Origin of the sequence: Paraburkholderia dipogonis (genome assembly GCF_046027395.1) — a bacterium.
Taxonomy (GTDB): domain Bacteria; phylum Pseudomonadota; class Gammaproteobacteria; order Burkholderiales; family Burkholderiaceae; genus Paraburkholderia; species Paraburkholderia dipogonis_A.
In genome coordinates this window covers 276,902-302,231 of record NZ_JAQQEG010000001.1, presented here as the reverse complement: position 1 = coordinate 302,231, position 25,330 = coordinate 276,902, and the positions used below count along the sequence as shown (strand labels likewise).

Annotated in this window: 22 protein-coding genes; 18 read left to right on the top strand and 4 right to left on the bottom strand. The window is 64.1% G+C overall.

Annotation, left to right across the window (positions count from 1 at the left end; genetic code table 11):
• Positions 1 to 47 precede the first annotated feature (47 nt).
• From PQR32_RS01325 to aroQ, 3 genes are read left to right on the top strand one after another with little or no spacing between them, the layout of a single operon-like run.
• Positions 48 to 1,454 carry an MFS transporter gene (locus PQR32_RS01325; protein WP_408221781.1) on the top strand — a complete coding sequence of 469 codons (1,407 nt, stop codon included), beginning with the start codon at positions 48 to 50 and terminating at the stop codon, positions 1,452 to 1,454.
• A 33-nt stretch (positions 1,455 to 1,487) separates the two neighbouring features.
• Positions 1,488 to 2,555, top strand: a complete 1,068-nt coding sequence (locus tag PQR32_RS01320; protein ID WP_408221780.1) for a Gfo/Idh/MocA family protein — start codon at positions 1,488 to 1,490, stop codon at positions 2,553 to 2,555.
• 43 nt (positions 2,556 to 2,598) lie between these two features.
• Entirely contained in the window at positions 2,599 to 3,039 is a 441-nt protein-coding gene (gene aroQ, locus PQR32_RS01315; protein WP_408221779.1) for a type II 3-dehydroquinate dehydratase, read from the top strand.
• 60 nt (positions 3,040 to 3,099) lie between these two features.
• Here the strand turns inward: aroQ and PQR32_RS01310 are convergent, their stop codons facing one another.
• A complete protein-coding gene (locus PQR32_RS01310) occupies positions 3,100 to 4,188 on the bottom strand; it encodes a hypothetical protein (protein WP_408221778.1) in 1,089 nt (362 codons plus the stop codon).
• Positions 4,189 to 4,388: 200 nt separating this feature from the next.
• Here PQR32_RS01310 and PQR32_RS01305 point away from each other — a divergent pair, with 200 nt between their 5' ends.
• From PQR32_RS01305 to PQR32_RS01295, 3 genes are all read left to right on the top strand, one after another.
• Positions 4,389 to 5,294, top strand: a complete 906-nt coding sequence (locus tag PQR32_RS01305) for a LysR family transcriptional regulator (RefSeq protein ID WP_408221777.1) — start codon at positions 4,389 to 4,391, stop codon at positions 5,292 to 5,294.
• Positions 5,295 to 5,431: 137 nt separating this feature from the next.
• Positions 5,432 to 6,103 (top strand): HAD family hydrolase, encoded by a 672-nt coding sequence (locus PQR32_RS01300; protein ID WP_408221776.1) that lies wholly within the window; start codon positions 5,432 to 5,434, stop codon positions 6,101 to 6,103.
• A 20-nt stretch (positions 6,104 to 6,123) separates the two neighbouring features.
• Positions 6,124 to 7,263, top strand: a complete 1,140-nt coding sequence (locus PQR32_RS01295; RefSeq protein ID WP_408221775.1) for a DSD1 family PLP-dependent enzyme — start codon at positions 6,124 to 6,126, stop codon at positions 7,261 to 7,263.
• 83 nt (positions 7,264 to 7,346) lie between these two features.
• On the opposite strand, the gene hpaR is transcribed toward PQR32_RS01295, so the two are convergent.
• Complete coding sequence (gene hpaR / locus PQR32_RS01290) at positions 7,347 to 7,754, bottom strand: homoprotocatechuate degradation operon regulator HpaR (RefSeq protein WP_408221953.1); 408 nt, start codon at positions 7,752 to 7,754, stop codon at positions 7,347 to 7,349.
• Between the two features lie 181 nt (positions 7,755 to 7,935).
• Between hpaR and PQR32_RS01285 the strand changes: the two genes are divergently transcribed.
• From PQR32_RS01285 to hpaI, 7 genes are all read left to right on the top strand, one after another.
• Positions 7,936 to 8,709, top strand: a complete 774-nt coding sequence (locus PQR32_RS01285; protein WP_408221774.1) for a fumarylacetoacetate hydrolase family protein — start codon at positions 7,936 to 7,938, stop codon at positions 8,707 to 8,709.
• Positions 8,706 to 9,464 (top strand): fumarylacetoacetate hydrolase family protein, encoded by a 759-nt coding sequence (locus tag PQR32_RS01280; RefSeq protein WP_408221773.1) that lies wholly within the window; start codon positions 8,706 to 8,708, stop codon positions 9,462 to 9,464. Before PQR32_RS01285 ends, PQR32_RS01280 begins: the two co-directional genes overlap by 4 nt.
• Positions 9,465 to 9,557: 93 nt before the next feature.
• Positions 9,558 to 11,015: a 5-carboxymethyl-2-hydroxymuconate semialdehyde dehydrogenase gene (gene hpaE / locus PQR32_RS01275; RefSeq protein WP_408221772.1), complete on the top strand. Its 1,458-nt coding sequence runs from the start codon at positions 9,558 to 9,560 to the stop codon at positions 11,013 to 11,015.
• Positions 11,016 to 11,100: 85 nt separating this feature from the next.
• Positions 11,101 to 11,964, top strand: a complete 864-nt coding sequence (hpaD, locus tag PQR32_RS01270) for a 3,4-dihydroxyphenylacetate 2,3-dioxygenase (protein ID WP_408221771.1) — start codon at positions 11,101 to 11,103, stop codon at positions 11,962 to 11,964.
• A gap of 17 nt (positions 11,965 to 11,981) precedes the next feature.
• Complete coding sequence (locus PQR32_RS01265; protein WP_408221770.1) at positions 11,982 to 12,383, top strand: 5-carboxymethyl-2-hydroxymuconate Delta-isomerase; 402 nt, start codon at positions 11,982 to 11,984, stop codon at positions 12,381 to 12,383.
• Positions 12,384 to 12,404: 21 nt separating this feature from the next.
• Entirely contained in the window at positions 12,405 to 13,208 is an 804-nt protein-coding gene (hpaH, locus tag PQR32_RS01260) for a 2-oxo-hept-4-ene-1,7-dioate hydratase (protein ID WP_408221769.1), read from the top strand.
• 21 nt (positions 13,209 to 13,229) lie between these two features.
• On the top strand, positions 13,230 to 14,033 hold the full coding sequence (gene hpaI, locus PQR32_RS01255; RefSeq protein ID WP_408221768.1) for a 4-hydroxy-2-oxoheptanedioate aldolase: 804 nt from the start codon (positions 13,230 to 13,232) through the stop codon (positions 14,031 to 14,033).
• Between the two features lie 53 nt (positions 14,034 to 14,086).
• Here the strand turns inward: hpaI and PQR32_RS01250 are convergent, their stop codons facing one another.
• Together PQR32_RS01250 and PQR32_RS01245 are read right to left on the bottom strand one after the other, a co-directional pair.
• Positions 14,087 to 16,420: a diguanylate cyclase gene (locus PQR32_RS01250; protein WP_408221767.1), complete on the bottom strand. Its 2,334-nt coding sequence runs from the start codon at positions 16,418 to 16,420 to the stop codon at positions 14,087 to 14,089.
• Between the two features lie 117 nt (positions 16,421 to 16,537).
• On the bottom strand, positions 16,538 to 17,683 hold the full coding sequence (locus tag PQR32_RS01245) for a GGDEF domain-containing protein (RefSeq protein WP_408221952.1): 1,146 nt from the start codon (positions 17,681 to 17,683) through the stop codon (positions 16,538 to 16,540).
• 553 nt (positions 17,684 to 18,236) lie between these two features.
• Here PQR32_RS01245 and bcsD point away from each other — a divergent pair.
• The 5 genes from bcsD to bcsB all read left to right on the top strand — a co-directional run bounded on the left by bcsD (position 18,237) and on the right by bcsB (position 25,329).
• Positions 18,237 to 18,692: a cellulose biosynthesis protein BcsD gene (bcsD, locus tag PQR32_RS01240; protein WP_408221766.1), complete on the top strand. Its 456-nt coding sequence runs from the start codon at positions 18,237 to 18,239 to the stop codon at positions 18,690 to 18,692.
• Between the two features lie 189 nt (positions 18,693 to 18,881).
• Positions 18,882 to 19,784 carry a cellulose biosynthesis protein BcsP gene (gene bcsP / locus PQR32_RS01235; protein ID WP_408221765.1) on the top strand — a complete coding sequence of 301 codons (903 nt, stop codon included), beginning with the start codon at positions 18,882 to 18,884 and terminating at the stop codon, positions 19,782 to 19,784.
• Positions 19,781 to 20,569, top strand: coding sequence for a cellulose biosynthesis protein BcsQ (gene bcsQ, locus PQR32_RS01230; RefSeq protein ID WP_408221764.1), 789 nt, complete (start codon positions 19,781 to 19,783; stop codon positions 20,567 to 20,569). Before bcsP ends, bcsQ begins: the two co-directional genes overlap by 4 nt.
• Positions 20,566 to 22,770 (top strand): UDP-forming cellulose synthase catalytic subunit, encoded by a 2,205-nt coding sequence (gene bcsA, locus PQR32_RS01225; RefSeq protein ID WP_408221763.1) that lies wholly within the window; start codon positions 20,566 to 20,568, stop codon positions 22,768 to 22,770. Before bcsQ ends, bcsA begins: the two co-directional genes overlap by 4 nt.
• Before the next feature lie 3 nt (positions 22,771 to 22,773).
• Positions 22,774 to 25,329: a cellulose biosynthesis cyclic di-GMP-binding regulatory protein BcsB gene (gene bcsB / locus PQR32_RS01220; protein WP_408221762.1), complete on the top strand. Its 2,556-nt coding sequence runs from the start codon at positions 22,774 to 22,776 to the stop codon at positions 25,327 to 25,329.
• The last annotated feature ends 1 nt before the right edge of the window (position 25,330 follow it).

The window sequence follows — 25,330 nt, the reverse complement described above, 5'->3', positions numbered from 1 at the left end:
GAATCAGCCGTAGAAGCTGATCCAAACATTTCTGTTCAGGAGACAACATGGAAACGAATACATCGGCAGGCGGCCACGAACGCCGCTCGCAGGCTCGCAAAGCAACCGCCAGCGGTTGGATCGGCTCGGCACTCGAGTACTACGACTTCTTTATCTACGCCCAGGCGGCCGCCCTTATCTTTCCACAGTTGTTCTTTCCCTCGGGCAATCCGAAGATCGCTATCGTGGCTTCGCTCGCCACCTACGGCGTGGGTTACGTCGCGCGGCCGATCGGCGCGGTGGTGCTCGGGCATTGGGGCGACACCCACGGCCGCAAGAACGTTCTGCTCGTCTGTATGTTCCTGATGGGCTTCTCGACGATGGCAGTTGCCTTTCTGCCTACCTATCACAGCGTCGGGCTGCTCGCGCCCGCCCTGCTGGTGGTGCTGCGCCTGATCCAGGGCTTCGCCGTGGCCGGTGAAATCTCGGGCGCGAGTTCGATGATTCTCGAACACGCACCATTCGGGCGGCGCGGTTACTACGCCAGTTTTACCCTGCAAGGCGTGCAGGCGGGCCAGATTCTCGCCGCCGCCGTGTTCCTGCCGCTCGCCTACTTCATGGAAGAGAGCTCGTTCAATTCGTGGGGCTGGCGCATCCCGTTCCTGATGAGTGCCGTGGTGCTGATCGCGGGCTACTACATTCGCCGCGAAGTCCATGAAACACCCGCCTTCGCCAAGGAAGACGCGAGCGGCAACGTGCCCAAATCGCCGATTGTCGAAGCTTTCCGCTACAACTGGCCCGATATGGTGCGCGTGATTCTCTGCTCGTTGATGAACGTGATCCCGGTCGTCGCCACCATCTTCGGCGCGGCCTATGCGGTGCAAGCGTCGTACGGCATCGGTTTTTCCAAGAGCGTCTATCTGTGGATTCCGGTGATCGGCAACATCGTCGCCGTGCTGGTGATTCCCTATGTGGGCAATCTGTCCGACCGGATCGGCCGGCGCCTGCCCATCGTCGTCGGCGCGCTCGGCGCGGGTCTGCTGTCGTTCGGCTACCTGTACGCGATCAGCATCCGCAACGTGCCGCTCGCCATGGTGATGTCGATCCTCATGTGGGGCATCATCTATCAAGGCTATAACGCGATCTTCCCGAGCTTCTATCCGGAGTTGTTCCCGACCCGCTCACGCGTCTCCGCCATGGCCATCGGCCAGAACATCGGCACGACGATCACCGCCCTGCTGCCCGCGCTGTTCGCCTATGTCGCGCCGCCCGGATCGACCAATGTGCCGCTCATCATCGGCACGATCACGTTCGCCATCACCATCGTTGCCGCGGTGACCGCATGGACCGCCCGCGAGAACTACCGCGTCAAGTTGAGCGATCTGGGCGAACCCAATGCGGTGCCGATCGATAAGGTCAGCTACGACCGGATGCGGGCCGAGACCATGGCTGAAACCAAAAAAGCCCTCGCGTAATCCATTTCGATCGAATTTCGAAGGAATCGATCCATGAACAGGACCCGGATCGCCGTGGCCGGCGCGGGCTACATCGGCCACGCTCACATGGCTGTCGCGCAGCAGAGCGGCACGTGCACGCTGTCGGCGATCGTCGACCCGTCGCCGGCGGCACAGGCGCTCGCTAGCCAAGCCGGCGTGCCGCTTTACCGGACGCTCGAAGAACTGCTCGAACGGGACCGCCCGGACGGCGTGATTCTGGCCACGCCGAACCCGTTGCATGTGGAGCACGCGCTGACCTGTCTCGCGGCCGGCGTGCCGACGCTGCTCGAAAAGCCGATCGCATCCACGGTCGGCGAAGCGGAAACACTGGTCACCGAAGTCGAGCGCTGCGGTGTGCCGTTGCTGATCGGGCATCACCGCGCGCACAGTCCGATCATGGCCCGCGCCAGGCAACTGATCAACGAAGGCCGGCTCGGCAAACTGGTCGCGGTGATGGGCAGCGCGGTCTTTTTCAAACCGGATGAATACTACGCCGACGCCCCCTGGCGGCGCGAGCCAGGCGGCGGCCCGATCCTGCTGAACATGATCCACGAGGTGCACAACCTGCGCATGCTGTGCGGCGATATCGTGGCCGTGCAGGCGTTTTCGTCGCACGCCACACGCGGCTTTCCGGTCGAAGACACGGTGGCGATCAACCTGCGCTTCGCGAGCGGCGCGCTCGGCAGCTTCATGCTGTCGGACACGGCCTCGAGCGCGCGTAGCTGGGAGCAGACGTCGCAGGAGAACAAGGCTTATCCGACGTATCCGGATGAAGATTGTTACGTCATCGCGGGCACCTTCGGCTCGCTCGCGGTGCCCACCATGCGCCTGAAAACCTATGGCAAGGCCGAGGACCGTTCCTGGTGGAAGCCGTTCCAGGTCGGCGTTGCCGAGATGACTCGCGATGATCCGCTCAAGCTTCAGCTCGAACATTTCGTGCGCGTCATTCGAAAAGAAGTGGCACCGCTCGTGAGCGCCCACGACGGCCTGCAGAATCTGCGCATTACCGAGGCGATCGTCGAAGCGGCCAATGCCGGCTCCGTAGTCAACACGACGCCCACGCTCGCAGCGGCGCATTGATATCGCATCGCCTTTACTGAATCCATTACTCCAGGGACGCCCCATGAAAACGTTCGTGATGCTTCACGGCATCAACCACAATATGTTCGGCAAGCGCGACCCCGCGCAATACGGCACCGTGACGCTCGCCGAAATCGACAGCAGCCTGCAGGCATTGGGCAAGGAACTGGGCGTGCAGGTCGAGAGCTTTCAGACCAACAGCGAAGCCGCCATGTGCGAGCGCATCCACCAGGCTTTCACGGACAATGCCGACGGCGTCATGATCAACGCCGGAGCGTGGACGCACTACAGCTACGGCATTCGCGATGCGCTGGCGATCCTGACGGTGCCGGTGGTGGAAATCCACATGTCGAACATCCACGCGCGCGAAGCGTTCCGGCATGTTTCCGTGTTTGCGGAAGTCGTCAAAGGGCAGATTTGCGGCTTTGGTGTCGAGAGTTATCTGCTGGGGCTGCGAGCGGCTGTATCGGCGGCGGCCGCTTAAACAACGGTGATTTTGCATCGCCGCGTCCGGGGTCGTCCACCGTGCGCGGTGAATGCTCCATCAGCGCCATGCATCAGTCAACTCGTTGGCCAGCACCATCTTCTCGCGGATCACTTCGGCAAAGGCGGCGTCTGCGCCACCTTGTGCCTTGAGGAATTTGAGCGCGGCGGAATGCACGGTGCGCATCGCCCGTCCGTCGATTCCGCTCATGCGCGCCGCGCCGCGACGCGTCTCCTCCACCAGATCGCGCGCGCTGCTGAAGTCGGGCGACAAACCGCTCTGCGTTTCGAACCCGGCGCGCAGATCCGCCGCGTAATCGCGCGAACCGCCAAGCCGGTCCATATCGATCAGCAGATCGACACCCTCCGCCATGCGCAACGCACACAGAATCCACAACGCGACGAATGCCCGATACGCGTTATTGCCTTCCGCCGTGCGCGCATAGTGCTCACAAGCCATCGCATAAGCGTCGTCCGAAGTGGGCGCCACGGGCGGCAAGCTCACGCCGCAGATCTCGATGGCCTGCCTGACTAGCGGGTCCGATTGATTCAGCCCGAGCACGCGAAACGGCGCGGCCACGAAAAACGGATTGCTCCATTGCTGACTGAGCAGCCACCCCGAAGCGAACTGCGAGGCCGGATTGCGCAACACGCCCACATGCATGGCCTGCGGAAAAGCCTGCTTCAGCCACGGCAACCGGCCGGACGAGCGGCAAAACTTGAAGACCGGCACGCTGCCTTGTTCGGCGGTGCGCTCGCACAGATTGCGTAGATAGGCCTGCAATGCGGCAAATTCCGCATCCGGTACGCTAGCGAAGCGATCGAGGCTGAAACCCCTGCGGTATCCGTCCACACCACGAGCGCCTTCGCGCAGAAACGGACGATATTCGTCGAAATACGGCGCGTCAAGCGGCGGGTGGCCCGACGTCAGCGTGGGACGCGACGCGGACACATCGGCAACGCTCAGGTCCGCGAGCACGTTGCTGAGCGGCTCATAGAAGCCGGTCACGCTGTCGAGTTCGCGCAGACGCGACCAGACCCACGTTCCCGCGCTACGCCAGCCCGTGTGCAGAAACACCGCCTGTTTCAAGGCGCTGTTCCGCGCGGCATCGTTTGACGGGCCATTCGACGGCCCATTGGACAACGGCATGTGGACTTCTCTTCAAATGAAAGCATCAGGTGATCGGCGCAAATGCATACTTTAGCGGCTCGCGCCGCCGACTGCATGACAGAAGCATCACTTTACCTTGCAAGCCGCACTGCATTTGTCGGCGCGCGTGCCAGGCAGAACTGGAACCGCGCATCCAAACGCTTTAAGCTGCCAGACTTCCGAACTCAAACGTCGCTCACATGAACGATTCGGCCGATATCCGTTTCCTGTTGACGCTACGCGAAAGCGGCAGCCTGATCGCCGCTGCGCGAAAGCTGGGCTTGTCGCCCTCCGCGGTCACGCAGCGCCTTCAGCAACTGGAAAAGAAACTGGGCGCGCAACTGGTGAACCGCACCGCGCGCCGCCTGCAATTCACGGAAGAAGGCACGCTGCTGTGCGAACGGGGCGCCGACCTCGTCCAGCAGTTCGACGCGCTGTTCGAAGACCTGCAGATGCGTCGCGGCGGACTCGTCGGCACGCTGAAAATCAATGCGCCGCTGGGGTTCGGGCGGCGGCACCTCGCGCCCGCGATTGCCGAATTCCAGCAGCAGAATCCGGACATCGACGTCGCGCTTACGCTATCCGACAAGCCGCTGACCGAGACGATGGACCGCTTCGATATCGTCGTGCATATCGGCGAGCTGCCGGTGTCGAATCTGATCGGCTACGCGATTGCACCGAATGCGCGTTTCGTCTGCGCGGCGCCCGCGCTGGTCAAGCGGATCGGCACTCCGGATTCTCCGGATGAATTGAGCAAGCTGCCCTGCATCGTGCTGCGCGAGAACAACGAAGATGTCTCGCTGTGGCAGTTCAGCAAAGGCCGTACGCGCCGCAGCGTGCGCGTGTCTGCTCATTTGAGTTGCAACGATGGCGATGTGATCCGCCAGTGGGCATGCGAAGGACGCGGCGTGATCCTGCGTTCCGAATGGGACGTGGCTGACGACATCGCGAATGGCAAACTCGTCCGTTTGCTGTCGGGGTGGAAAGCGCCCGATGCCGACGTCATGGCGCTCACGCATCAACGCACGGGCCTGCCGGCGCGCACCCGCCATTTCATGCAGTATTTGCAAAGCAGGTTCAGGCCGCAGCCGCCCTGGCGGCGATGAATGTTAAAACCCGCTTGCGCGCAGGTCACAAAATCAATCATTCAATCAGACTGAATCTATGAGTTAATCCCTTTGAACGTTGCGCCGCTGATGAAACTTTATAATCAGCTCACCGTCCGTTGCTGGTCAAATCAATCATGACTCTCGCCCTCGTGCCTGCCGCCTACCCCAAAGCGGTCCTGTTCGATCTCCTGACCGCCCTGCTCGACTCGTGGACCTCATGGAATCGCGCGGCCGGTTCCGAACAGCGGGGCCGTGAATGGCGCGCCGCCTATCTGCGGCTGACCTACGGCTGCGGCTCATACATCGCATACGAACAACTGGTGCGCGAAGCCGCCGCACAAGTCGGCCTGCCCGAATCCGCCGCGCTCGCGCTCGAAGCGGACTGGCTGACGCTCACGCCGTGGAGCGGAGCCGTCGACGCGTTGCAAACGCTCGCGCCGCATTGCAAACTGGCGGTCGTCACCAACTGCTCCACGCGTCTCGGCACACAGGCGGCACATCTGCTGCCGGTCCGCTGGGACGCGATCGTCACCGCAGAAGAAGCCGGCGTGTACAAACCGGACCCGCTGCCATACCGCCTCGCGCTCGACAAACTCGGCGTGCAAGCTCATGAAGCCGCGTTCGTGGCCGGCTCCAGCTACGACATGTTCGGCACCGCCGCCGTCGGCTTGCGGACGTATTGGCACAACCGCGTCGGCCTGCCACTCGTAGACGGCGCGCAGCCGCCCGAGATCCAATCACCGACGCTCGACAAGCTCGTTCCGTGGCTCGCTCACTTCGGCACGAACCAGCATGACCCCGCATGACTCCATTTCCCGGTGAAAGCATGAAACTCGACCAGATTGAAACCCCAGCCGCGTTGATCGACATCGCACGGATGCAAAGGAACATCGCGCGAATGCAAGGACATATGAACACGCTCGGCGTCGCGTTTCGTCCGCACGTGAAGACCACCAAATGCATCGACGTGGTCCGCGCGCAGATTGCCGCCGGCGCGAGCGGTGTCACGGTGTCCACGTTGAAAGAAGCGGAGGCGTTCTTCGCCGCCGGTGTCGACGACATTCTTTACGCCGTCAGCATGGCCCCGTCGAAGCTGCCGAGAGCGCTCGCGCTGCGCCGCCAGGGCTGCAATCTGACGCTCGTGGTGGACAATCCGACCGCCGCCTCGGCCATCGCCGCGTTCGGCGATCAGCACGGCGAAACCTTCGAGGTGTGGATCGAAGTGGATACGGACGGGCACCGCTCAGGCATCACACCGGAACAGGACACGCTGCTCGAAGTCGGCCGGATTCTGCATGAGAACGGCGTCAAGGTGGGCGGCGTGATGACCCATGCCGGTTCGAGCTACGAGCTCGATACACCGGAAGCGCTCGCCGCGCTCGCTGAGCAGGAACGCGCGGGCTGCGTGCGCGCGGCGCAGCGGTTGCGCGAAGCCGGCATTGCATGCCCGGTGGTCAGCGTCGGCTCGACGCCGACTGCCCTCGCCGCCACGCAGTTAGAGGGCGTAACGGAGGTGCGCGCCGGTGTGTACGTGCTGTTCGACCTCGTCATGCACAACGTCGGCGTGTGCGCGCTCGACGACATCGCGCTCAGCGTGCTCGCCACCGTGATCGGTCATCAGGCGGACAAGGGCTGGGCGATTCTCGACGCGGGCTGGATGGCGATGAGCCGGGATCGCGGCACGTCGAAGCAGTCGCACGATTTCGGCTACGGCCAGCCATGTCTGCTGAACGGCACGCCGCTGCCCGGTTACGTGGTCAGCGGAGCCAATCAGGAGCACGGCATTCTCTCTCCGACAACAGAAAACGCGGACACCGGCGACGATGTCACGCAGCGCTTCCCGATCGGCATGAAACTGCGCATCCTGCCGAATCACGCGTGCTCCACCGGCGCGCAGTTTCCCGAGTATCACGCGGTGGCGCCGGACGACAACAGTGTGGAGTGGCGGCGCTTTCACGGCTGGTGAAGCGAGCGGCGTCAGAGCCTGACGACAACGCAGCGAGCACCGCGAACGTCGCGGCAGCCGACGCGGGCCCCTGACCCGCTACATCACTCGTCCTCTTCCTCCAGACCCGCCAGCAGATCGTCCACGGCGCGATACACGCGCTCGACGATCTCCGGCCCCACCTTGCGCTCCAGTTCGCGGTAATGCGCTTCGAGATCCTTCGAAATCACGCGCACCAATTCCGCGCTCGTGTCCGTCAGCGACACCAGCACGCGCCGCTGGTCTTCGGCGAAACGCTCCTTGGTCACCAGTTCCATGCTCTCCATGCGCGCGAGCACGCCGGCCATGCTCGGGCTCGAAATCGTGCAGATATCGGAGATGTGGCGCGGCTCCATCGGACCGTGCTCGTTGAGGGCTCGAATCACGCGCCACTGCTGTTCGGTCAATCCATGCGCAGTAATCAACGGACGAAACCGCTCCATCATTTTCTCTCTGGCGCGCAGCAACAACATCGGCAGATTGCGGTGCAAAACTCGGGTCGAGGCAGAAGCGGACATGTTGGAAGATGATTTAAAAAGCAGCCGTCGAAGCTTAAGGGAAAACCCGCGATCAGCCGACAGGCTATTGACCATGGATGATATCAAGCGCAATACTACTAACATGTTAGTGTTTTTGCCGAGAGACAGCGAATTTATGTTTGCACTAGCCGATCATCTGCTGCATCCCGAAGGCGAAGCGTTGCCGCGCGACGTGGATGCGCGCACCGCGGCCGCGCTGCTCGCACGCGGCATGGCCTGCCGCGCGCCGGTTGGCGGCGCTGTCTATGGAACCTTGCTGAACGACCGCGCCGCGCTCCAGGCGCTAGGCGACGCGGTGCACGCCGCGCCATATAAAGCGCCGCCGAAAGCGCCGGTGCTCTATCTGAAGCCGCGCAATACGCTCGCCGGGCATCGCGCGCGGGTCGTCGTGCCGGACGATGCGTTGGGCGTGGAAGTCGGCGCGTCGCTCGGCATCGTGATCGGCCGCACTGCAACATGCGTCGGCGTCGAGCAGGCGTTCGATTACATCGCCGGCTATACGCTGGTCGCCGATCTCAGCGTGCCGCATGCAAGCGTGTACCGGCCGTCGGTACGATTCCGGGCGCGCGACGGTTTCTGCGTCGTCGGGCCGGCCGTGGTTGCGGCGCGTCATGTTGCGACGCCGGACAATCTGACAATCCGGGTTCAACTCGGGTCGCGAGACGCGTTCACGGCGAACACCGCGTCGTCGGTACGCAACGTTGCACAACTGCTGGCGGACGTCACCGATTTCATGACGCTCAGCGCGGGCGACGTCATCACGCTTGGCGTGCCGCACGGTTCGCCTGTCGCGCATATCGGCGACACGGCCATGCTGTCGATCGGCGCCATGCCGCCGCTCACGGTGTCGTTCGTCGGCGCCGAAGAACAAGAAGGGGAACAGCCATGATGCGCGGCCGCGTTGCGTATGCAGGCGCGATTCACGAAGCCTATCCCGACGCCAATGGCGTGCGTCTCGCGGATGGCCGCGTGCGTCGCGAGGATGAAGTGGTGTGGCTCGCGCCGATCGAAGTCGGCACGATCTTCGCGCTCGGCTTGAACTACGCCGAGCATGCGAAGGAATTGCAGTTCAACAAGCAGGAAGAGCCGCTCGTGTTTCTCAAGGGACCGGGCACGGTGGTCGGACATCGCGGCTTTACACGCCGCCCTGCCGACGTCACCTTCATGCACTACGAGTGCGAACTGGCGGTGGTGATCGGGCAAACCGCGAAAACCGTGAAGCGCGACAACGCCATGCAGCATGTGGCGGGCTACATGATCGCCAACGACTACGCCATCCGCGACTACCTCGAAAACTACTACCGTCCGAACCTGCGCGTGAAGAATCGGGACGGCGGCACAGTGCTCGGCCCCTGGTTCGTCGACGCCGCCGACGTCGAAGACGTCACGCAACTCGAATTGCGCACGTTCGTGAACGGCACGCGTCAGCAACACGGCAACACGCGCGATCTCGTCACCGACATCCCGGCGCTGATCGAATACCTGAGCAGCTTCATGACCCTCGCGCCCGGCGACGTGATCCTCACCGGTACGCCGGAAGGCATCGTCAACGTCAACGCGGGCGACGAAGTGGTCTGTGAAATCGACGGCCTGGGCCGTCTCGTCAATACGATTGCATCCGACGCGGACTTCGACCGCGCCTGATCGGGGTGCGGTGCATGGGACCGGAGTAAGTGCTGAAGCACTAACTCCGGCTCGACACGGTGCATGGGATCGAAAAAGAGAAAGGACAAGGCAATGCGAATCGAACATCTGATCAACGGCAAGGCAGGCGCGGCGAAAGACTACTTTGAAACGGTCAATCCGGCCACACAGGAAGTGCTCGCCGAAGTCGCGCGAGGCGGTGCGGAAGAAGTCGACGCCGCCGTGCGCGCCGCCAAAGACGCGTTTCCCGCATGGGCCGGCAAGCCCGCCGCGGAACGCGCGAAACGGGTGCGCAAGCTCGGCGAACTGATCGCGAAGAACGTGCCGGAGATCTCGGAGACCGAAACGAAGGACACCGGCCAGACGATCTCGCAGACGCGCAAGCAGCTCGTGCCGCGCGCCGCCGACAACTTCAGCTACTTCGCCGAGATGTGCACGCGTGTCGACGGCCATACGTATCCGACCGATACGCATCTGAACTACACGCTGTTCCATCCGGTCGGCGTGTGCGCACTGATCTCGCCGTGGAACGTGCCGTTCATGACGGCCACCTGGAAAGTCGCGCCCTGTCTCGCGTTCGGCAATACCGCGGTGCTGAAGATGAGCGAACTGTCGCCGCTCACGGCTTCGATGCTCGGCAACCTCGCGCTCGAAGCGGGTATTCCGGCCGGCGTGCTGAACGTGGTGCACGGCTTCGGCAAGGAAACCGGCGAACCGCTGGTCGCGCATCCGGACGTGCATGCGGTGTCGTTCACCGGATCGACGTCAACTGGCAATCGCATCGTGCAAACCGCGGGGCTGAAGAAGTTTTCGATGGAACTCGGCGGCAAGTCACCGTTCGTCATTTTCGACGACGCCGATTTCGAGCGTGCGCTCGACGCCGCCGTGTTCATGATCTTCTCGAACAACGGCGAACGCTGCACGGCGGGTTCGCGCATTCTCGTGCAGCGCTCTATTTACGCGCGCTTTGCCGAGCGCTTCATCGAGCGTGCGAAGCGGTTGAGCGTGGGCGATCCGCTGTCCGACAGCACCCTTGTCGGCCCCATGATCAGTCAGGGCCATCTGGCGAAGGTGCGCAGCTACATCGAACTCGGCCCGAAAGAAGGCGCGACGCTCGCGTGCGGCGGCCTCGACATGCCGGACCTGCCCGACGCCATGCGCAAAGGCAACTTCGTGCAACCCACCGTATTCGTCGATGTCGATAACCGCATGCGCATCGCGCAGGAAGAAATCTTCGGCCCGGTCGCCTGCCTGATTCCGTTCGACGACGAGGCCGACGCGATCAAACTCGCCAACGATATCTCCTACGGCTTGTCGAGCTACATCTGGACCGAGAGCAGCGGCCGCGCATTGCGCGTCGCCGCCGCGGTCGAAGCCGGCATGTGCTTCGTCAACAGCCAGAACGTGCGTGATCTGCGTCAGCCGTTCGGCGGCACCAAGGCATCGGGCGTGGGCCGCGAAGGCGGCACATGGAGTTATGAAGTGTTCCTCGAACCGAAGAATGTTTGCGTGTCGCTAGGCTCACATCACATACCGCGCTGGGGCGTTTGAACCATCGGTGCCGGCGCGTGAAGCGCCGGTGTGTTTTCAGCGCGAGCGCCTCATGCGCCGCGCGGCAACAGAACTGGAGACCGCGATGGGCAAACTCGCATTAGCAGCAAAAGTCACACACGTCCCGTCGTTATATCTGTCCGAACTCGACGGTCCGCATAAAGGCTGCCGTCAGCCGGCGATCGACGGCCATCATGAAATCGGCCGACGCTGCCGCGAACTGGGCGTGGATACGATCGTCGTGTTCGACGTGCATTGGCTGGTGAACAGCGAATACCACATCAATTGCGCGCCGCAGTTCGAAGGCGTCTACACGAGCAACGAACTGCCGCATTTCATCAAGAACATGCCGTACGCGTATCCGGGCAATGTCGGACTCGGCAATCTGATCGCGGAAGTCGCCAACGAAATGGGCGTGAAAAGCCGCGCGCACAGCGAGACCACGCTCGAACTCGAGTACGGCACGCTCGTGCCGATGCGCTACATGAATGGCGATCAGCATTTCAAGACCGTGTCGGTAGCCGGCTGGTGCATGTGGCACGACCTCGATACCAGCGCGCGCTTCGGCCTCGCGGTACGCAAGGCCATTGAAGAACGTTACGAAGGCACCGTGGCGATTCTGGCGAGCGGGTCGCTCAGCCATCACTTCGCCAACAACGGCACAGCCGAGCAGTTCATGCACAAGGTATGGAGTCCGTTTCTCGAGCAGATGGACCGCAGGGTGGTCGAGTTGTGGGAAGCCGGCGACTGGAAGACCTTCTGCGGAATGCTGCCGCTCTACAACGAAAAATGCTGGGGCGAAGGCGGCATGCACGACACCGCCATGCTGCTCGGCGCACTCGGCTGGGACCGTTACGACGGCAAGGTGGAAGTCGTCACGCCGTACTTCGGCAGTTCGGGTACAGGCCAGATCAACGCGATTTTCCCGGTTACGCCCCTGCCCGCCTGAGACGCAAGGAGTCGAACGTGCCACATCTGACATTGGAATACAGCGCCAACCTCGCCGCTGAAGAGAGCATCGGGCAACTCTGCAAGACGCTCGCACAGTGCCTCGACACGCAACGCGAGAACGAACAGCGCATCTATCCCCCTGGCGGCATCCGCGTGCGCGCGTTGCGCTGCGAACAGTACTGCATCGCCGACGGACGCGCCGACGCCGCGTTCCTCCATGCGAACCTGAAGATCGGCGCGGGCCGCTCCGAGGCCGCGAAAAAGGCCACCGGCGATGCGCTATTCGCGCTGATCAAGCAGCACTTCGCCACTGAATTCGCACAGCACGGTCTGGCCTTGTCGCTGGAGATCAATGAATTCAGCGAAGCCGGTACGTGGAAACATAACAACTTGCACGCGCGCCTGAAGGCTGAATAGCGGGCGCCGAGAGAATCCATCATGCTAGACGAACAGATTATTCGCGACCTCGCGGCGCAACTCGACCACGCGGAGAAAACGCGCACGCAACTGCGCCACTTCTCCGCCAGGTTTCCGCAGATGACCGTGCAGGACGGTTACGCGATTCAACGCGAATGGGTCAAGCTCAAGCTCGCCGAAGGCCACGTGATCAAGGGCCGCAAAATCGGCCTCACCTCGCGCGCGATGCAGCGTTCGTCGCAGATCGACGAACCCGACTACGCGCCGCTGCTCGACAGCATGTTCATCGAAAACGGCCAGGATATTCGCACGGACCGCTTCATTGCGCCGCGCGTGGAAGTGGAACTGGCATTCGTGTTGAGCAAGCCGTTGAAGGGCCCCGGCGTCACGCTATTCGATGTGCTGGACGCGACCGCTTACGTGACGCCAGCCGTGGAGATCATCGACGCGCGCATCGAACAGTTCGACCGCGAAACCAAGGCACCGCGCAAGGTCTACGACACGATCTCCGACTTCGCGGCGAATGCGGGCATCGTGCTGGGCGGGCGTCCGGTGCGTCCGTTGGACGTCGACTTACGCTGGGTCGGCGCGTTGCTCTACAAGAACGGCGCGGTCGAAGAAAGCGGCCTCGCGGCCGCCGTGCTGAATCATCCGGCCACGGGCGTGGCCTGGCTCGCCAACAAGATCGCCCCGTATGACGAAACGCTCAACGCGAACGACGTGATTCTAAGCGGCTCATTCACCAGCCCGATCGTCGCTCGCGCCGGCGACACCTTCCACGTCGACTACGGCCCGCTCGGCGGCATCGGTTTGAATTTCATCTGAGCTCATTTGAGTCGACACGACATGTCTCTACCGCAAAACACATTCAAACGCGCTCTTGCAGAGGGCAAGCCGCAATTCGGCCTGTGGGCCGCGCTCGCCGACGCCTACGTGACCGAACTGCTGGCCACCGCCGGCTTCGACTGGCTGCTGATCGACAACGAGCATGCGCCGAACGACGTTCGCAGCACGCTCGCGCAATTGCAGGCGGTGGCCGCGTATGCATCGCATCCGGTGGTGCGTCCGGTGCGCAGCGACAGTGCGTTGATCAAGCAATTGCTCGACATCAGCGCGCAGACTCTGTTGCTGCCGATGATCGACACCGCCGAACAGGCCGCCGACGCGGTCGCGGCCACGCGTTATCCGCCGCAAGGCATGCGTGGCGTGGGCAGTGCGTTGGCGCGCGCGTCGCGCTGGAACCGGATACCGGATTACCTGAACACGGCGGCCGACGAGTTGTGCGTGCTGGTGCAGGTGGAAACCGTGCAGGGCATGGAGAATCTGCCGGCGATCGCGGCGGTGGACGGCGTCGACGGCGTGTTTTTCGGTCCGTCGGACCTGAGCGCGTCGATGGGACTGCTGGGCAAACCCGGTGATCCCAGCGTGCGCGAAGCGATTCGCCACGGCATCCGAACGGTGCGAGACGCGGGCAAAGCGGCAGGCGTACTGGCACCTGACCGGGAGATTGCAAGCGACTATCTGGCAGTTGGCGCCACGTTCGTTGCCGTCGGCACGGACACAGGCCTGCTGAGCCGGGCAGCGGCGGAGCTGGCGGCGTCGTACAAAACGACCGCGGCGCCGGCTGCGGCGCCCAAGGGTGGGTACTGACCGAATCCGTTCAGCGCAAACACGCGGACCCGCTGCGTGCGAAAAGGCACGCCCTATTCCCCCGCGGGCCATGGCAAGCCCGACGCCGACCAGTCCAGTTCCACGCCGATCACGGATCGCTCGGCGGCGAACTGCAGCGCCAGCGTGACCGCGATGCATGGCCTGCCGCTGGCCAGCGAGAGATAAGGATTACTCGACACCGCCACGCCCGGCAACAACACCGCATTGCGGAAATACGGCCGATGATCCCAGCGCGCATCGCGCGGATTCGCCACGGGTTGCAGCGACGCCCCGTCGGTACTCCAGGCCGGCCCCTGCACCTCGTGACCAATCTGCCTGCCCGCGTCGTCGAGAATGAAACAACTGATGCAGCGATCGAACCTCGCCAGCGAAGCGAACGCTTCTTCCATCGCCACGCCGGCCAGCAACGCGTCGGCCGCGAGCCGCAAGGCGACCCGGTAAGGCTCCACTTCGGTTTCGAACAACGCATGCTGATGCGCCCGCCCCTGGGCGATCACATCGAAAGCCTCGTCGATGCGCCGATGCACCGACTCCGGCGGCGCGATCTCTTTAGCCGGCCGCCCCAGCAGGTAGCCCTGCGCGAAATCCACATTCGATTCCACTGCGAGAATCAGTTCCTCCGTGGTCTCCACACCTTCCACGACCACCAGCATCCCCGCCAGGTGCAGCAGCGACACGAGCTTCGGCAGAATCGGCTGCCCGGTGCCGTGGCCCGTCGCGCGAATCAGTTCGCCGTCGAGCTTGACGAGGTCCGGGCGAATCCTGAACAGGCGGTCGAGATTCGACTGGCCGGCGCCGAAATCGTCGACGGCGATCAGGAAGCCGTGCTTGCGATAAAGCGCCGCCGCCCGCGACATGTCGTCGACGCTGCCGCCATGCGATTCGAGAATCTCCAGAATCACGCGCTCAGGTTCGAGTCCCACGGCCCGCACGATCGTCGCCAGTTGATCGGCGTAGCCTTCGGCAATGAACGTGGCCGGCAGAATGTTGAGGAAAAGCCACGCGTCGTCCGGCAGCGACTTGCGCGCATGGGCCAGATGCACGACGTGACTCGCGCGGTCGAGCGCGCCTTCGTCGCTCGAGGGCCTGGGGGCGAACAGCACCGCGGGCGGCACCAGCGTGCCGTCGTCCTGCTCGCCGCGCAGCAAGGCCTCGAAGCCCACCTGCTTCTGATGCGACAAACTGTAGAGCGGCTGGAAATGCGAGGTGAGGTAGTACTCCTCCCAGCGATGCCGCCGCACTGCCGCGCCGCTCTCGCCGGATCCGTCGTCGGCCAGCAGTTGCAGCGCTTCGCGTGGCAGCGCGCGCTCGGCGCACACCCGGTTTCGGCCGGAGTGCTTGGCGCGCAGCAGGGCTTCGTCGGCGCGATCGAGCAGCACCATGATGCTTTCGCCGTTGCGGTGCTCGGCCACGCCGAAGCTCGCGGTCAGACGGCCGTCCGGCCGCTCGATCGCGGCAATCGCCTGGCGCAGCCGCTCGGCCACATGAAGCGCGCCGGTGAGACCGTCGCGCAGCAGAAGCGCGAATTCCTCGCCGCCGATCCGGCTCACGCTGTCGTCCACGGAAACCTCTTCCATCAGCACCTGGGCGACCTGGTAGAGCGCGTGGTCGCCGATCGCATGGCCGAAGCGGTCGTTCAAGGATTTGAAGTTGTCGATGTCGAGAAAGATCGCGCTGATCCGCGTATCCGGCGAGACGGTGTCGAGGCGGCGCTCGGCCTGCTTGACGAACGCACGACGGTTTTGCAGGCCGGTCAGCGGGTCGGTCGCGGCGAGTTGCGCGAGCTGGCTCTCCAGCAGAAAGTGGTTGCGGCGAAACCGGTAGAAGCCGAAATGAAACACCGCGGAAGTCGGCACGCCGATCGCCACGATCCACATCCACACGACGGTCTCGACGTCATGCGTCAGCGGCGTGCCGAACAGCAGCGCGAACGCCGTCGTATAGAAGAGCACGCTGCCCGTGATGAAGTGCGTCGGCGTGAGCCACAGCGGCGCGGCGCAGATCGGTATTACCACCATCGCGGGCAGCGTCCACAGCAGCGGCTGCGCGACGCCGGCAATGTTCACCGCCAGGCCCGCCACCAGCACCTGCGAGTAAGCGACGCCGATCAGACCGAAGAGCCACGTCGACTTTGCGCGCGGGATCGCCAGCACCAGCAAGGCGAGCAGCAGCGCGCACGCGAGCCGGTAGGCGAGCGGCGCGGCCGGGCCGCCGACCAGGTTGCGCGCCCCGATGAAGCACAGGAACGCGACCACGGTGAATGCCATGGTCACGGTGGACAGCGGACGCTGGTGTTCGAGCGAGCGCCGGTGGAAGCGATCGCGCAAACCGGTGTCGGACGGGTGCTGCGTTGAGGTGGAAAGCATATTGATAGATATCAGGCTGGTTCCGGTCACTCTGCCAATGGATATCGGCAAATGTCTGATAAATATTTATGCCTTCCCCACAAATAGAACGAAGAATGCTCCTTCGCGGCCTCCGCCCTACGCCGCCATCACGCGGTTGCGGCCCGACGCCTTCGCGGCATACAGCGCGCCGTCCGCGCGCGCCATCAGTTGGGCGAGCGATTCGTCGCGCCGAAGCTGGTCCACGCCAACGCTGAAGGTGTACCGCAGCCCACGCGGCAATTCGTCCGGCGCGGCCCCGGCCAGCCCGGCCCGCAGACGGTCGAGCAGGCTCACCGCTTCGGCGGTGGTGGTGGCCGGGCACAGCACGCCGAATTCCTCGCCGCCCAGTCGGCCGAACACATCGCCGACCCGCAGGTTGCGGGCGACGAACGTGGCGAAGTGGTTCAACACCTGGTCGCCGGCGGCGTGGCCGTAGTTGTCGTTGACCGCCTTGAAGGAGTCGATGTCGATGATCGCCAACGCCACCGGCGAGCGGGTTCGCAGCGACGCGTTCAGCAGCGCGTCGCCGATCGCGAGAAACGCGCGGCGCGACAGCGCGCCGGTCAGGTCGTCGACATTGGCCAGCCGTTCGAGGCGTTCGGCGAGGCGGTCGTGTGCCAGCATCACCACCCCGATCGAAAGACAGGGCGGCGCAAGAATGCCGAGCGCGAGAAAAATGATGTTGGACGGCGACACTTGCAGAAGGCCGGTCTGGGTCAACAAACCGAGGCCGTACATGAGCCCGCGCGAGGTATGTCCGGCGCATAGCAGGACGGCTGCCACCGCGAGGAAGTAATAGCTGTAGCGCGGCCGGTTCGCAGGACGGCCGCGCAGCATGATCACGGCAAGCGCGGCGTAGAGGCCTGCGTGAAATGCCGACACCAGCGCGACGCGCGCGTTGAAGTCCGGCGCGGCGAAGGTCCAGTACGAGATGCCGAACAACACGACGACGAGGCCGACGTAAGCCGGCCACGGCCGCGCGCGGCGCCCCAGAAAACGCAAGCAGCCTTCGACCACCAGCAGCAGCGAAGCCGCCAGTAACGCGTTGGACGCCACGAAGGTCAGCCAGCGTGACGCGTGGCCTTGCAAGGCGAAAGCGAGCAGCGCGACGATCGCGACCGCGTTGGCAGAGATCCAGTAACCGACGCCGGGAATCGCCGCGCGCCACAACGAGCCGAGCACGGCCATCGCCATGGCGCTCGACAACACGGTGACCAGAAGAATACTGAGTGGATTGAGCATTGCAGTGAATGAATCAAATGGCATCGTGAACATGCGCCACGCACGCACGTGCTTTTTTGTACGCAACCCGATGCAAGTTCGCAAGCTTAGCGGCTCGGGCAAAAGTTGGGGATGCGAGGCCCCCGAAAGATTTAGAAAGACTTACCGGCGACCGTGATCGCGCTGCTTGAGCGCAATCGCGAAGCGTTGCATTTATGACGAAACGAAAGCGCTCAATCAATTGACGTAGCCAGCCGTTAATCGAGCCATGACCGACGCATTCTTACCGGACAGTCATGATGGGTAAGCGAACGGGCGATTCAGGCAGCAAAAATTACTTAATCGAAAATGCATCCATTGCAATCGATTGCGCGTATAAACAGACGAATGGAAAGTGGCTAAAAGTTAATGTCTTAAGTAGACTGCTTCGAAGTGTGGTGGACAGACTAGACAACCCGGTAAAACTAACCTAGGCCGCGTGCAATACGCGATTTCCCGCACACTTTTTCTTTGCACCCGGCCGTGGGCCTCCGATTTTTTAAGCGGCTGAAGCAACAGCCATTTCCCGGAAAACATGGTCCCAATTCTCGATTACCTGCTGGAACGCCAAATCTCGCCGCAGTGGCGCGGCATGCTCACCGCGTTGGCCACCGAGTTCGAAGCGCAGATCGGCCCCGACGAACTGCGTCAATTGATGCACCGCGTCGGCAGCCGGTTTGCGGCGGCGCATCCGCTGCCCGCCTGCGACTCGACCGCCGAACTCGCGCGGACCTTGAACCTGTACTGGCATGACATGGAATGGGGCTACGTCGAATTGGCGGACGAACCCGAGTCACTGCGCATCGTTCACTACTGCGCGCCGTTGCAGGCATTCGGCGGCACGGCGCTTGCGTGGACGCCGGCGTTTCTCGAAGGCGTGTATCAGACCTGGTTGAGCGCGTTGGGCGCGCAAGGCTTGTCGGTCGCGCAAACGAGCGGGTACAGCGAGGACACCGCGATCGAATTTCGTCTGGGCCGTCATCCTGTTTGAACGCCGCACGTTGATGAACATGTGGCCCGGATAGGTGGGCCGCGTTTGTGAATGGACACAGTAGCAACGAGTCGTAGAGGAACGCGCCAGACCGGTGCGCGTGAAGTAGCAGTGAAGCAGCAGCGTTTCAGGGCCGCGAACGCAAGTCAGGATCGGGGCAAGGGTAGGCATGAATAAGACGGCGGCACTATGAGCTCATCGAGCGACATCGAAAAACTTTTCGATCATTTTGGCGGTGACGCCAACGCGTACCAGGAAATCGGCCGCGAAAACGAAGCGCGTTCGGCGCGCACCCGCTGGCCGCTATTAGTGACGCTCGATCTGACCCAGCCGACCATTCCCGCAATCGGGCAGCGTCGCGAGGCCAAGCCTCAGTCGCACGCGGTCGAGGCGCCGGTGGCCGTCGATCGTCAGGACACCACGCCAAAAGACGCGGCTTCCGTCACGCGAGCGAAGGCGCCGCTGTTCACCCGTTCGCATCGGCGCGACATTCCGCCGGTCGCCGTGGCCGCGCCGGCGACCGTGCCGAAAGGCGCGTCGCGCTTTGGCGAACTCGAAGCGAAAGATGCCGCGATGTCGCAAGCGGGAGCGAGCGCTGTCCGTGGGGAGGCCGCGGCGCCGGTGGTTGCGCAAGCCGCGCCGATCGCTGCTCCGGCTCAGTTCGCGCCGGCTGATGCTCCGGCTGCTGTGCCGACTCGATCCGCGCCGCTTGCTCCCGCAAATCAATCCGCGCAGGCCGCATCCGTGCCGCCCGCCATTCCTTTACGTCCGCCAGTGACGCAAACGTTTTCGTCCGCCGCTCCCAGTTGGGCGCCGGCGCCGGCGCCTGCTTACACGACCGCACCGCCCTCACCCGCCGTGCCGGCGCAACCCGCTTCGATCCTCGGCAAGCTCTTTGCGCCGGAACCCGCATCCGCACCTACGCCGCCGCAAGCGGCCGCGACCCGCGGCGAATCCGCGCCGTTGCAAGCGGTCTTCGACCGCCTGCGCGGCACGCCCGCCCAAGCAGCCGCAGCACCGGCCGGCGCCACCCGCGCCGTCACGCCCGCCACCTCCAACTCGTGGCTGATCAACGGCCCGCGTCGCTCATGAAAGTCATCGCGGTGGTGTCCGCCAAAGGCGGGGTCGGCAAGACCACCCTCGCCGCCAATCTCGCTTCCGTGCTGGCCGCCGGCGGCCGGCGTGTGATCGCGCTCGATCTCGACCCGCAGAACGCGCTGCGTCTGCACTTCGGCGTGCCGCTCGACAGCATCGACGGTTTGTCGCGCGCCACGCTGACGGGTGATCCGTGGCAATCCGTGATGTTCGACGGCGTCGACGGCGTGACCGTGCTGCCCTACGGCGCGTTGCTCGAAGACGACCGCCGCCGCTTCGAAGCGCATATCGACCAGGAGCCGCGCTGGCTCGCGCAGTCGTTGCAGAATCTGCGCCTCGACGCATCCGACATCGTGATTATCGACACGCCGCCGGGTTCTTCCGCATATGTCCGCACCGCCCTGTGCGCGGCCACCTTCACGCTGAACGTCGTACTCGCCGACGCCGCGTCGTACGCCGCGATTCCGCAGATGGAGCGGCTGATCGAAACTTACGCGGCGCCACGCGCCGAGTTCGGCGGCGAAGGCTATGTGATCAACCAGATCGATCAGTCGCGCCAGCTGACCAAGGACGTCCTCAAGGTGTTGCGCCAGATGCTCGGCGCGAAGCTGTTCCCCGGCGTCATCCATCTCGACGAAGGCGTGAGCGAGGCGCTCGCGTGCGACACCACGCTGATTCACTACGATCCACTCAGCCAGGCGGCCGCCGATTTCCGCGCGTGCGGCACGTGGCTGGCGGCGGCGCTCGACGCGATCGCCGTCTCGCCGAGGAACGTCGCATGAGCACGACTCCATCGCCGGGCCTCGAACCCGCCGAGCCGTCGCGGCTCGAACGCTTCGTCGACGCGCGTTTCTGGAACAGCCGCATCGTCACCGGACTCGTCACGCTGTTCGCGCTGGTGATGCTGTACTTCGTGTTCACCGTACCGCTCGCCTTCTACGAACAGTTGACGTTCGCGACCTGCTGCTTCGTGACCGCGCTGATGTTCCGCCGCCTGCAAGGCCGGTACGCGACGATGGTGATGATCATGCTGTCGGTGGTGACTTCGGGCCGCTATATGTACTGGCGGCTGACCGCGACCACGTACTGGGAGCATCCGCTCGACGCCGGCTGGGGTCTGCTGCTGGTCGCCGCCGAAGTCTATTCGACCATCGTGCTGCTGCTCGGCTACTTCCAGACCGCCTGGCCGCTCAAGCGCACGCCGATGCCGCTGCCCGCCTCGCGTGACCAATGGCCGACCGTCGACGTGTTCATTCCGACCTACAACGAGCCGCTCTCGGTGGTGAAGCCGACCATCTACGCCGCGCTCGCGCTCGACTATCCCGCCGAGAAGATCTCTATCCACGTGCTCGACGACGGCCGCCGCCCCGAGTTCAAGGCGTTCTGCGAAGAGGTCGGCGTCAACTGGACCATTCGCACGCACAACCGCCACGCCAAGGCCGGCAACATCAATGAAGCGTTGAAGATCACCAGCGGTGAATTCCTCGCCATCTTCGACTGCGATCACATTCCGACCCGCTCGTTCCTGCAGATCGGCCTCGGCTGGTTCCTGCGCGACAAGCTGCTGTCGATGCTGCAAACGCCGCACCACTTCTTCTCCGCCGATCCGTTCGAACGCAATCTCGGCACCTTCCGCAAGGTGCCGAACGAAGGCGAACTGTTCTACGGCCTCGTGCAGGATGGCAACGATCTGTGGAACGCCACGTTCTTCTGCGGCTCGTGCGCGTTGCTGCGCCGGACCATGGTCGAGGAGATCGGCGGCATCGCGGTCGAGACCGTGACCGAAGACGCACACACCGCTTTGAAGCTGCACCGTCTTGGCTACACCACCGCGTATCTGGCGATTCCGCAAGCCGCGGGGCTCGCCACGGAAAGTCTCTCCGGCCACATCGGCCAGCGGATTCGCTGGGCGCGCGGCATGACGCAGATTTTCCGGATCGACAATCCGCTCACCGGCAAGGGCCTGAAACTTGGCCAGCGCCTGTGCTATCTGAACGCGATGATGCATTTCTTCTACGGCATCCCGCGTCTGGTGTTCCTGACCGCGCCGCTGTCGTACCTGTTCTTCGGCGCGCATGTGATCGAAGCCGCCGCCGGCACGATCGCGATCTACGCACTACCGCACATGATGCACGCGAGCATCACCAACTCGCGTATGCAGCGCTCGTTCCGCCATTCGTTCTGGGCCGAAGTGTATGAATCGGTGCTGGCCTCGTACATCACCGCGCCGACCCTGCTCGCGCTGATCAACCCGAAGCTCGGCAAGTTCAACGTGACGGCCAAGGGCGGCCAGATCGAGAAGAACTACTTCGACTGGGCGATCTCGCGGCCGTATCTGTTCCTGCTGTTGCTGAACCTGATCGGCTTCTGTGTGGGCGTCGTGCATATCTACTTCAACTGGCATGTGCGCAGCGTGGTGCAGACCACCATCCTCAACCTCGGCTGGACCACCTACAACATGCTGATTCTCGGCGCGAGCGTGGCCGCCGCGAGCGAACGCCGGCAAATTCGCGCGGTGCACCGCGTGGCGATGCAGATGCCCGTGATGCTGAAATTTTCGACCGGCCGCACGCTCGCCTGCGAAACCATCGACTACTCGGAAGGCGGCGTCGGCGTGGCGCTGCCCGCCGCGATCCAGGTGCCGATGCACGAACGCGTGACCGTCTCTCTCTTTCGCGGGGACGAGGAATACGCGTTTCCGGCGACGGTCGGCTTCACCGCGCCGGGCCGCGTGGGCCTGCGCTTCTCGGCGATGACGCGCGAGCAGGAGTACGAGTTCGTCAAGACCACCTTTGCACGCGCCGACGCCTGGACCGGCTGGGCGGAAGGACGGCAGCAGGACACGCCCCTGCGCGGCCTGTCGCATGTGCTGACGGTCGGCGCGCGCGGCATCGCGGGGCTGTTCGAGCATCTCTACGCCGACCTTCGCAGTTCGATGAAAAGCCGTCCAATGGACGTCAAGAAGCTAAAAACGAAAGACTGATCTATGCGCAACCGGATGGCGAAGGGCAACATCGAACGCTCGAATCACGAGCGCAGTGGGACCGGATTGAGCATGCATCGCGTTGCACGTTCCGGCTCGCAACGGCTGATACGCGGCCTCGCGTGCTGGCTCGCGTTGCAGACGGCGCTGACCGCGCCGCTGGCGTCGGCGGCTGAGGTCGTGGCGGCGGCCCGCGGCGGCGCGAGTTCGGCGGGCGCTGTTCAAAGCGCCGGTGCAACTCCAGGCGCTCCGGCTGCGACCGGCGTCGGCAGCGTGAGCGCGCCGACTCCGGCGGTGCCCTACGATCCGAACGCGATGGCGCAACCCCAACTGGCGACACCGACGCCGGCGCTCGCCGCGTCGTCGGTGAAAGCGTTGGGCATCAGGACGCCGACCACCGCCGAGCCGGGCACGCTGGTGCCGGGCGGCCGCCGTCAAACGCTGACCTTCGCCGACCTCGGCGCGCTCGATCCGCTGCAATTGCGCGGCACCGATGGCCAGAACGGCGTGGCGTTCTCCGTGCGCGGCGACGAAGTGGTGACGGGCGCGGTCCTGCATCTGGTGTACAGCTACTCGCCCGCGCTGCTCGCGAATCTCTCGCAGCTCAAGGTGCTGGTGAACGGCGAAGTCGCTGCCACCCTGCCCGTGCCGCACGAACAGGCCGGCATGCTGGTGGCGCGCGACGTCTCGATCGATCCGCGCTTCATCACCGAGTTCAACCATCTGAACGTGCAGTTGATCGGCCACTACACGACGAGTTGCGAAGACCCGGCGAACTCCTCGCTGTGGGCCACTGTCAGCAATGCGAGTTCGCTCGATCTGACCTATGCGTCGCTCGCCAGCAAGCCGGATCTGGCTGCGCTGCCGCAGCCGTTCTTCGACCGACGCGACGTGCGTCGGCTGGAGTTACCGTTCGTGTTCGCGCAAAAGCCGGGCAACGCCACGCTCGAAGCGGGCGGCATCGTGGCGTCGTGGTTCGGCGCGCTCGCCGGTTATCGCGGCGCGGTGTTTCCGGCGCAACTGGATAACGCGCCGCTGTCGGGTAACGCCGTCGTGTTCGCGACTTCCGATCAACGTCCGGCCGGCATCAACATCCCGGCGATCTCCGGCCCGACCATCGCGGTGGTCGATCGCGAGGCGCCGGCGCGCGGCAAGCTGCTGCTCGTGCTCGGGCGCACCGAAGCCGAACTGAAAACCGCCGCGAAGTCGCTCGGCATCGGCCAGAACACGCTGACGGGCCAGAGCGCGACCATCACGCAACTCAACGAACTCGCGCCGCGCGCGCCGTACGACGCGCCGAACTGGTTGCCGACCAACCGTCCGGTGCGCTTCGGCGAACTCGCCGATCCGCGCGATCTGACCGTGTCCGGTTACGACGCCGACGCCGTGCGCGTGAATCTGCGTGTGCCGCCCGATCTGTTCATGTGGCACACCAAGGGCGCGCCGATCGATCTGCGCTACCGCTACACGGTGCGGCCGCTACGCGACCGCTCGTCGCTCAACGTGAGCGTGAACAACGGCTTCGTGCAGGCGCTGCCGATTCCGGCCGAATCCGCTTCCGTGTTCGATCTGAGCCATTACTTCGCCACCGTGCTGCCGGACAAGACCGCCGAAGCGCGCCGCACCCTGCACATTCCGCCGCTGCTGCTGACGCCGCGCGCGCAGGTGCGCCTGCACTTCTACTACGACATTCCGAATACCGGCGAATGTCACGGACGTCTGCTCGACAACGTGGTCGGCGCGATCGATCCGAACTCGACCATCGACCTCTCGTCGTTCCCGCACTACATGGCGCTGCCCGATCTGGCCGCGTTCGCCAATAGCGGCTTCCCGTTCACGCGCATGGCGGACCTCTCCGAGACCGCCGCGATCCTGCCGAACGACGCCGATTCGAGCGACTACAGCCTGTATCTGCTGACGATGGGCCGCATGGGCACCTCGACCGGTTATCCGGTCACGGGTGTGTCGGTCGGCACCGCCGACGACGCCGACAAGTTCGCCAGCAAGGACCTGCTGATTTTCGGCGCGCCGGGCAAGCAGCCGTTGTTGCAACGCTGGGCCAAGTCGATGCCGTTCTCCAGCGACGGCGACTCGCGCACCTTCCAGCTCACCGACATCGTCTTCAAACTCGAGGACTGGTGGCATGGCGAACGCGGCGTCGAGCGCACGCCCGCACGCGCCGATCTGACGCTGGTGAGTTCGAACGGCGACGCGCTCCTGACCGGTTTCGAATCGCCGCTGCAAAAGAACCGCAGCGCCGTCGCGCTGGTGAGCGCGGCCGGCCAGTCGGACGCCGACCTGTCCGCGGCGCTGCTCGACTCCGACGTGCTGCCGCAGATTCAAGGCGCGATGGCCGTGATCCACGGCCGCACCGTCACCATCACCTCGAACGGCGAGGCGTATTACGTCGGCCATCTGTCGCCGCAGGAGTATCTGCGCTGGGCGCTGTCGTCGCATCCGCTGCTGTTGATGCTGGGCGGCGTGCTTGCCGCGCTGATCATCGCGGGCCTGTTCTACCGGACGCTGCGCTCGATCGCCGCGCGCCGCCTGAGGGACTAAT